Origin of the sequence: Arthrobacter sp. H41, from assembly GCF_000520535.1 — a bacterium.
GTDB lineage: Bacteria > Actinomycetota > Actinomycetes > Actinomycetales > Micrococcaceae > Arthrobacter_D.
The window spans coordinates 4,657-6,793 of the sequence record NZ_KI914813.1; the positions used below are offsets into that span (position 1 = coordinate 4,657).

The following is a 2,137-nucleotide window of genomic DNA, read 5'->3' on the forward strand; positions in this document are numbered from 1 at the left end:
GTCAACCTGCCGCTGGAATCGGCGGTGGTGCGGGTTCCTGCCCATATTTCTGATCAGGACCTGCTGGACACCGTTCGGGCCACGGGATACTCCGCGCAGCTGAAGCCGGAGACTCCTCAAGGGCACGACGACGACGCGCACGCCGCGCCCCTGCTCCGTTCCCGCCTGATCGTGGCGGCGGCGCTGACGCTGCCCGTGGTACTCATCTCGATGATTCCCGCCCTCCAGTTTCCGCACTGGGGGTGGGTGGTCCTCGCGCTGGCCCTTCCCGTGGTGGCATGGTCCGCGTGGCCCTTTCACCGGGCAGCGCTGGTGAACGCCCGGCACTTCTCCTCCACCATGGACACCCTGGTATCGATCGGGGTCACAGCGGCCTTCGCCTTCTCCACCTGGCAGCTGGTCGCCGATCCGCTCGCCACCCAGCACCCCGGCATGATGATGGGTGGCCATGCCCTCTACTTCGAGGTAGCGGCCGTCGTCACCACGTTCCTGCTACTCGGCCGTTACCTCGAGGCCAATGCGAAGCAACGCGCCGGAAGCGCATTCTCCTCCCTGCTGAGCCTCGGTGCCAAGGAAGCCACCGTGCTGCGTACGGTGGACGGCATCCGGACCGAGGTGACACTGCCTGCCGCCACGCTTATCCCCAACGATGAGTTCGTGGTGCGGCCCGGTGAGAAGATCGCGACCGATGGTGTGGTGGTCGACGGCTCCAGCGCCGTCGACGCCTCACTGCTCACCGGCGAATCGGTTCCGGTGGAAGTATCACCAGGCTCGAACGTCACCGGCGCCACCATCAACACCTCCGGGCGCCTGATCGTCCGGGCAACCCGCGTGGGAAGCGACACCACGCTGGCCTCGATGGGCCGGCTGGTCAGCCAGGCCCAGAGCGGCAAGGCGAAAATTGCCCGGCTGGCCGACCGCATCAGCGCGGTGTTCGTGCCGATCGTCCTCGGGATCGCCGTCGTCACCTTCCTTGCCTGGCTGGTGTTCACGGGCGAGACCAACAGCGCCTTCACCGCGGCGGTTGCCGTGCTCGTCATCGCGTGTCCCTGTGCCCTCGGCCTTGCGACTCCGACGGCGCTCCTGACGGGAACCGGGCGGGGTGCTCAGCTGGGCATCCTGATCCGCGGACCGCAGGTCCTCGAGGACACGCGCACCGTGGACACCATCGTGCTGGACAAGACCGGCACCGTGACCACGGGCAAGCTGTCGGTGAGCGGCGTCGTCGTGCTGGGTGCCCTGACACAGGATGAAGTGCTCCGCACCGCCGGGGCCCTTGAGGCAGCCAGTGAGCACCCGATCGCCCAGGCCATCGCCGCGGCGGCGAGTGCCGTCTCCGACGGCCCACTGCCCGACGTCGAAGGGTTCGCGAGCGCTCCCGGCGGCGGTGTACGCGGGGAGGTCGAAGGCCGCCTTGTGGTTGCCGGACGTGCCGGGTGGCTGGAGGACAACGGCGTCGCAGTATCCGAGGCGCATACCCGGGAGCTGCGGACGGCTGAAGCCCGCGGCGCCACCGTGGTGTGGGTGGCCGTGGACGGCCGGGTCGAGGGACTGCTGAGCCTGACCGACACCGTCAAGGAAGGGTCGGCACGGGCCATCCGACGCCTCAGGGAGCTGGGCTTGAAGCCCATCCTCCTCACCGGCGACAACGAGGCGGTGGCACGGCAGGTGGCGGAAGCCGTCGGGATCGATCCGGCCGATGTCCGCGCCGGCGTCCTTCCCGAGGGCAAGGTGGCGGCGGTCCGGGAACTGCAGGCTGCCGGAGCCACGGTGGCCATGGCCGGCGACGGCGTCAACGACGCCGCCGCGCTCGCCCAGGCCGACCTGGGGATCGCCATGGGGTCCGGCACCGACGTCGCGATCGAGGCGGCCGACCTCACCGTGATGGCCAACAGCCTGGAACAGGTTGCGCAGGCGATCGAGCTCTCACGGAAGACGCTGGGCACCATCAAGACCAACCTCTTCTGGGCGTTCTTCTACAACACGGTGGGCATCCCGGTGGCCGCACTGGGGCTGCTGAACCCGATGCTGGCCGGGGCCGCGATGGCCGCAAGCTCAGTGCTTGTAGTCCTCAACTCGCTGCGGCTGCGGAGCTTCGGGAAGTAGGTGGACGCTGGGAATCGGCTCGGCGCCCGCC

General features: G+C 69.0%; 1 protein-coding gene. It reads left to right on the forward strand.

The genetic code is table 11. The features are described from left to right. The coding region (locus Y705_RS19750; protein ID WP_049822713.1) for a heavy metal translocating P-type ATPase at positions 1–2,106 on the forward strand (2,106 nt) is incomplete at its 5' end. Positions 2,107–2,137 lie beyond the last annotated feature (31 nt).